At 56.8% G+C, this 5,994-nt stretch carries 6 protein-coding genes; 2 read left to right on the top strand and 4 right to left on the bottom strand.

Annotated features, from left to right (window positions below; genetic code table 11):
• Positions 1 to 41 precede the first annotated feature (41 nt).
• Complete coding sequence (locus ACIQ2T_RS11605; protein WP_397590955.1) at positions 42 to 743, top strand: HAD family hydrolase; 702 nt, start codon at positions 42 to 44, stop codon at positions 741 to 743.
• A 27-nt stretch (positions 744 to 770) separates the two neighbouring features.
• Here the strand turns inward: ACIQ2T_RS11605 and ACIQ2T_RS11600 are convergent, their stop codons facing one another.
• On the bottom strand, positions 771 to 2,180 hold the full coding sequence (locus ACIQ2T_RS11600; protein WP_397590954.1) for an SLC13 family permease: 1,410 nt from the start codon (positions 2,178 to 2,180) through the stop codon (positions 771 to 773).
• A complete protein-coding gene (gene pgeF, locus ACIQ2T_RS11595; RefSeq protein ID WP_397590953.1) occupies positions 2,177 to 2,941 on the bottom strand; it encodes a peptidoglycan editing factor PgeF in 765 nt (254 codons plus the stop codon). Before pgeF ends, ACIQ2T_RS11600 begins: the two co-directional genes overlap by 4 nt.
• A 77-nt stretch (positions 2,942 to 3,018) precedes the next feature.
• On the opposite strand from pgeF, the gene ACIQ2T_RS11590 reads away from it, so the two are divergent.
• Positions 3,019 to 3,879 carry an SDR family NAD(P)-dependent oxidoreductase gene (locus ACIQ2T_RS11590; RefSeq protein WP_397590952.1) on the top strand — a complete coding sequence of 287 codons (861 nt, stop codon included), beginning with the start codon at positions 3,019 to 3,021 and terminating at the stop codon, positions 3,877 to 3,879.
• On the opposite strand, the gene ACIQ2T_RS11585 is transcribed toward ACIQ2T_RS11590, so the two are convergent.
• A complete protein-coding gene (locus tag ACIQ2T_RS11585) occupies positions 3,789 to 4,715 on the bottom strand; it encodes a DMT family transporter (protein WP_397590951.1) in 927 nt (308 codons plus the stop codon). The genes ACIQ2T_RS11590 and ACIQ2T_RS11585 overlap by 91 nt on opposite strands.
• A gap of 2 nt (positions 4,716 to 4,717) precedes the next feature.
• Positions 4,718 to 5,734: a threonine aldolase family protein gene (locus ACIQ2T_RS11580; RefSeq protein ID WP_397590956.1), complete on the bottom strand. Its 1,017-nt coding sequence runs from the start codon at positions 5,732 to 5,734 to the stop codon at positions 4,718 to 4,720.
• Positions 5,735 to 5,994 lie beyond the last annotated feature (260 nt).

The raw sequence follows: 5,994 nt of genomic DNA, 5'->3' as shown, positions 1-5,994 counted from the left end.
AAGCCTGTAGACGTTTTGCTTAAGAAAATGCCTGTAACTATATGATGACTGAATCCAAAGTAACCTTGCTCGCCATATATGATATGGACAAAACCGTCACGCGGCGCGCGACCTATAATGGGTTCCTCTTGCATATGGCGTTTAACAAGTCACCGTGGAGATTGTTCCTCTCACCGCTCTTGCCGCTTGGCTTGGCGCTCTATGCGTTGAGAGTCTGGGACCGCGCGCGGCTTAAACAATTTTCGCAGATACTGTTGATTGGCAGGCGCGTGCCCAAGGCCCGATTTGCCAAATATCTTGAAAGCCATGCTGATTTGGTGGTTGGCAAAAACGTATACCCACAGCTTTTGGCGCGCGTGGCCGAGGAAAAGGCAGCTGGCTATCGTCATGTGATGGCGACAGCCTCTTATCGATTGTATGTCGAGGCGATTGCCAAGCGGCTTGGCTTTGACGATGTGATCGCAACCGACCTGTCAACCGACAGCAGCGGGCATGTGCTGGCGCGCATCGATGGGCATAACTGCTATGATGCGGCAAAACTTGCGCGCGTCAAAGACTGGATGGAGAGCAAAGGCCTCGACCGCGCTAGGTGCCATATTCGTGCCTACTCAGACCATGTTTCCGACGCGCCTCTGCTCAGTTTTGCCGACGAACCCTTTGCCACCAACCCCCATGGCCCGCTAGCGCGGCTGGCGGAAACCCGGGGCTGGCCAATACTCGATTGGCGCGTTGCTAAAAGCTAAACCAGCGCCGCGTGGACTGAAACCAAATTACAGCATCCGTAACTGACCGACGAACCAGACGACGCCAACGATCAATGGTATTCCTGCTACATCAAGCAGAAACCCTGCCTTCACCATTTTGGGCAAAGCAATATGTCCGCTGGCCCACGCAATCGCGTTGGGGCCAGTACCTGATGGCATCATAAAGCCCCAGCTTGCGGCCATGGATGCGGCCATCGCCATCAGCCATGGATCGGCGCCAGTTGCGGCAACAAGGCCAGCCACAACGGGCAGCACCCCGCTGGCGGTTGCAACATTACTGGCAAATTCTGTTATCAAAATGACCAAAGCCGTCAGCGCAATAGCGATGATGATGGGATGCACAGCGGATAAGGGCTGAAGCGCCTCCCCAAGCCACGCAGCGAGCCCTGACTGCGTGATCCCCGCCGCCAATGCCAAACCACCCCCAAACATCATGATCACACCCCACGGCGCGCGATCGGCCTCTTGCCAAGTCAATAATGGTCGGCCGGTGCCATCGGGTATCAGGAACAGCAATAGCGACCCAGCTATGGCAATGCTGCCATCGGTGATGCCGCCTTTAGGCAGAAGCGGTTCCAGCAAAGGCTGAGCAATCCACATACCAATGACCAACAGGAATATTGGGACGAGCCGCTTTTCGGCCACGGACATTGGACGAGTCTTGCCGATGGATGCCCGCGCGGCATCGACGTCAAAACTGCCTGCCGTGACATTTTGAACCCGTAAAAGGATGAAGGCGCATAAAGGCACGCCGACAATCACAACGGGCAGTCCATATAGCATCCATGTCAGAAAGCTTATTTGGATACCCAATTGCTTTTCCACTAAGCCAGCAGCAATGGCGTTGGTCGGCGACCCGACAAGCGTTCCAAGCCCACCAATCGACGCTGCAAAGGCAACGCCCATGATCAGCGCGCCCGCCAGCCCGCCGGTCTCTCCCGGCTTTGTCCCGCCAGCGGCAAGCACCGCTATCGCGATGGGTACCATGATTAGCGCAATCGACGTGTTAGACATCACCATGCTGAGCAATGCAGTTGAACCCATGAACGCGATCATCAGGCCCGTGACGCTATGTCCCGATTTGCCCAATATGGCGAGTGCGACGCGTCGGTGCATGCCCGTACGCTCAATAGTGAGCGCCAAGAAGGCGCCGCCAAGGATGAGGAATAATGTAGGTGAATAATATTCCTTCGCGACATCCTGCGCGGTCATGATATCCATCAACGGGAGCGCGAGAAACGGAAGCAATGCGGTCACCGTAAGCGGCAGCGCTTGCGTCATCCACCACGTTGCCATCAAGATGGTGAGCGCGGCCACGCGCCATGCAGACGGTTCCATACCCACGGGCGCTGGTAAAAAAAGCATAAGGGCGAAGATGATAAGCCCGCCCCAAAAACCTATTTTGTCCGGCTTCATGCGCGTAAACCAATCAAAGAAAGCTGGCGTCCATATCCCGGTTCGCCCAAATGGCAGCTGCGCCGATAACTGAAAAATCGGTTTGGCTGGCTGTAGGTATCCTCGCCCAAACAGGCGACAGTGCGCATGCCGGCCGCCGCCAGTCGTGCCGCGACATAGCCCTCAATATCGAATTGATAATGGCCCGCTTTGCCGTCCGCGAAGAAGCATTCACTCGGCGCAGCTTGCGTGATAAAATGGCGGAAGAAGCTCTCGTCCACTTCATAGCTTTTCTGCGAAATGCATGGGCCAATTGCGCAACGTATGTGGTCGACATCCGCACCAAGTTGCACCATCGCGCTAAGGGTATTTTCAAGCACACCGCCGATAGCGCCTTTCCAGCCAGCATGCGCCGCGCCAATGACGCCGGCCTCGACGTCCGCAAACAGGACGGGGACACAATCGGCGGTCACTATGCCAAGAAGGACATTAGGTTGGTCGGTGACCATCGCGTCGCCCCGCGGCGGATCAACCTCAGCAATGTCTTGGCCAATTTGAACAACATCGGGGGAATGGAATTGGTGGACGCGGGCAAGCCTCGCGTCGGGCAAGACCGCGTTGACCGCGCGTCGGCGATTTTCGATGACGGTTTCGCGCGCATCTTCCGAACCAAGCCCTACGTTTAGCCCAGCATAGATTCCAGTCGACGCGCCGCCTATCCGTCCGAGAAAACCATGGGCAACGGTGCTCAGCACGCCTGATTGTATCACCTCAACTGACATGCTTGCGTCTCCTCCCGCCGCACCTATTCGCAACTGCCGCGCTTGACGGCAAGCCATTAGATTGCGAACCGGTGTTCATGCAGCGACATATACTAATATTTGGAATGGGCTACACTGCAACCCGCCTTGCCGATAGGTTGCGGGCCGAGGGCTGGCTTGTGACAGGCACAAGGCGGATGAGCGCCGGCGATGCTGTTGCCTTTGACGATGAAGCGGCGGTTCTTGCCGCGCTCGAAAACGCGACACATATCTTGTCGAGCGTGCCGCCAATGGGGGAGGGCGGTGATCCTGTACTGCAAAAATATGGCGCGGCTATTGCTGCCAGCGCCGTCTCATGGACCGGCTATTTGTCGTCAACGGGTGTTTATGGTGACACCGGCGGCGCTTGGGTCGATGAAAGCGCACCCGTGGGCGAAGGGCGCCGCACCGCACGCGCGCAAGCAGATCTTGCGTGGCAGGCACTGCGCCATGATGTCCGCGTTTTTCGCTTACCCGGCATTTATGGCCCCGGCCGTTCTGCGTTGGAGCGGGTCACAGATGGCAAGGCGCACCGTATCGATATGCCGGGACAGATTTTCAGCCGCGTGTATGTTGACGACATTGTTGACGCCGTCCGTGCCAGCTTCGATGGTCCTGCTGGCGTCTACAATATAGCTGACGATGCACCTGCCTCGCAAAATGCAGTTATCGAATATGCGTGCGACTTGCTGCAGCTAGAATGGCCGCCTTTGTTGTCGATCGAGGCGGCAGGCCTGTCGCCGATGGCACGCGGATTTTACGCCGAGAACCGCCGGGTCGCGAATGGTAAAGCCAAACGGTTGCTTAATTGGCAGCCGCGATATCCCCATTACCGGTCGGGTTTAGGCGCCTGCATCGCGACGATTAGACCAAGCATCGCCAACGCGCTGCCCGCCAGCGCCAGCGTTGACCAGACATAGCCTTCGAATATCGTCGACAGGAGCATTGCTAAGACGGGAATAATCACGCCGGTATAAGCCGCCTTGCCAGGACCGATGTCATGGATAAGGCGGAAATACAGCGGAAAAGTGACGACCGAACCGATGATGCTCAGATACAGCAAACCGACAATATAGCCGGGCCGCATGTCAATTACTGGCGGGCCGTCCATGACGAACGCAAATGTCGCATTGGCCACACTGCCCCAGAACATGGACCACGCCAAAATCGTGATCGTTGGATAACGCGCGATTTTTGGTGTTACCTGAAGCACATTGGCCACCGATGCCGTAGCCACGGCACACATGACCAATAATAGTCCCAGCAATATTTCGGACCCGCTCATGGGTGCAGCGCGATATTCCTGCAGCATCAACAACCCTACCCCGACGCAGGCAATCGCTGAGCCTAAAATGAACGCTCCGCCGATGGGCCGTCTAAGCCAATATTTGGCGAGCACCGCATTGGGCACAATCAACAGCGCGAATACCACCGCGACCAACCCCGACGTTATATAATGTTCAGCCGTATAGACAAAATTGTAGTTCATCCCGAATTGCAACATGCCCAGCAGCATTGTCCAACCGACCATTGGCCGATCGATCTTCAAGGGTTGACGCATAACGATGGCAAGTAGGATCATGCCAATGGCGGCCACTATCAGACGATAGGTCACAGACCAGGTTGCGGGCACCGTGCCCAATTGATCGCGGATGACGAGCCAGGTTGATCCCCAGATCAGCGACGTCACCATAAAGGGTATCCACACCCGTGGTGTTAGAAATCCTGGCTCTTCGCTCGTCTTTGCGTCAATCATGCTCATAGCGCAGCAATAGCGCGCGCCAAAGGGGCCACGTCGGTTTCGGTATGCTGCCAACTGGTCACCAGTCGCGCCGCGCCCCAATTTTCGTCAACTGCGCCCCAATCGTAAAAATCAAAACCCTGCGCACGCAATGCGGCAGCTTCGGCTGGTGTCAGTCGTAGGAAAAGCTCATTGGCTTGCACAGGGTACAGCAAGCGTTCGCCCGCAGCCTGCGCAATGATGTGCGCCGCGGCATTGGCGGAACGCGCATTGTGCAGCCACAAGTCACCTTCAAGCATCGCCAGCAATTGTGCCGCAAGAAACCGTCCCTTGGATTGCAAATGCCCGGCGCGCTTGCGGCGATAGCGCGCGGCATCCGCCAGCGCGGGGTCAAAATAGACCAAGGCCTCAGCGCCCATGCCGCCATTTTTGACAAAGCCGAAGCTTAAGATATCAACTCCGGCGTTGATGGTCACGTCGGCGGGCGTGCAGCCCAAATACGCAACTGCATTGGCAAAACGCGCGCCGTCCATGTGCAATCCAAGCTTGCGTTCGCGGCAAACTGCCCCAAGCGCCGCGACCTCTGCAGGCGCGTAGACCATGCCATATTCGGTGGCGTTGGTAATCGATAGGGCAGCGGCCTGCACCTGATGCACATCGTTGCGAATGGCGTCGAGGGTGGCAGTGACGGTCGCGGGAGATACTTTTGCGCCATCTCCCTCAATCAACATTAATTTTGCGCCAGCGGTGTAGAAACCCGGCGCGCCGCATTCATCGACCTCAATATGCGCCTCATGGTGGCAAATGACGCCCTGATGCGGTTGCACGAGTGAGGCAAGCGCCAGGCAATTGGCGCTGGTGCCGGTCGCCACCCACAATACGGCAACATCGCGGCCAAACAGTTCGGAGAACGCCCCATCCAATCGCGCACTATATTGATCGCCGTCATAGGCGGTGTCGATCTGGTTGGCATCGGCCATGGCTTGCATGACGGCAGGGTGCACCGGGGCGGCATTGTCAGAGAAGAAACGCATGAAAAATCGCATGGCGGGAAACCCTGGGCTGCGTCAAGCGGTAAGGGGAATTTGCAATCGCTAGATCATTGATTGGCAGCGGTTGAAGAAAATAGCACGGCAGGCTTTAATCTTAAGTTTCCGGTGATGACAGCGCGCTGCTGCGCAAAAACTCAATTGCTTCGCCTTCCGAGACGACCTCTGCATATTTGGCCTGAAGATCGAATAAATTTGCGTCATGCGGCGCCGAATGGCGGTCGCCACAGGCATCACGAACAACA

The organism is Sphingorhabdus sp., assembly GCF_044357595.1.
Lineage (GTDB): Bacteria > Pseudomonadota > Alphaproteobacteria > Sphingomonadales > Sphingomonadaceae > Sphingorhabdus_B.
This window is presented reverse-complemented; position numbering and strand designations above follow the sequence as displayed.

Bases quoted from the DNA above. Each gene is read 5' to 3' on its own strand.
- ACIQ2T_RS11605 (WP_397590955.1), top strand. From the start codon at position 42: ATGATGACTGAATCCAAAGTAACCTTGCTCGCCATATATGATATGGAC.
- ACIQ2T_RS11600 (WP_397590954.1), bottom strand. From the start codon at position 2,180: ATGAAGCCGGACAAAATAGGTTTTTGGGGCGGGCTTATCATCTTCGCC.
- pgeF (WP_397590953.1), bottom strand. From the start codon at position 2,941: ATGTCAGTTGAGGTGATACAATCAGGCGTGCTGAGCACCGTTGCCCAT.
- ACIQ2T_RS11590 (WP_397590952.1), top strand. From the start codon at position 3,019: ATGCAGCGACATATACTAATATTTGGAATGGGCTACACTGCAACCCGC.
- ACIQ2T_RS11585 (WP_397590951.1), bottom strand. From the start codon at position 4,715: ATGATTGACGCAAAGACGAGCGAAGAGCCAGGATTTCTAACACCACGG.
- ACIQ2T_RS11580 (WP_397590956.1), bottom strand. From the start codon at position 5,734: ATGCGTTTCTTCTCTGACAATGCCGCCCCGGTGCACCCTGCCGTCATG.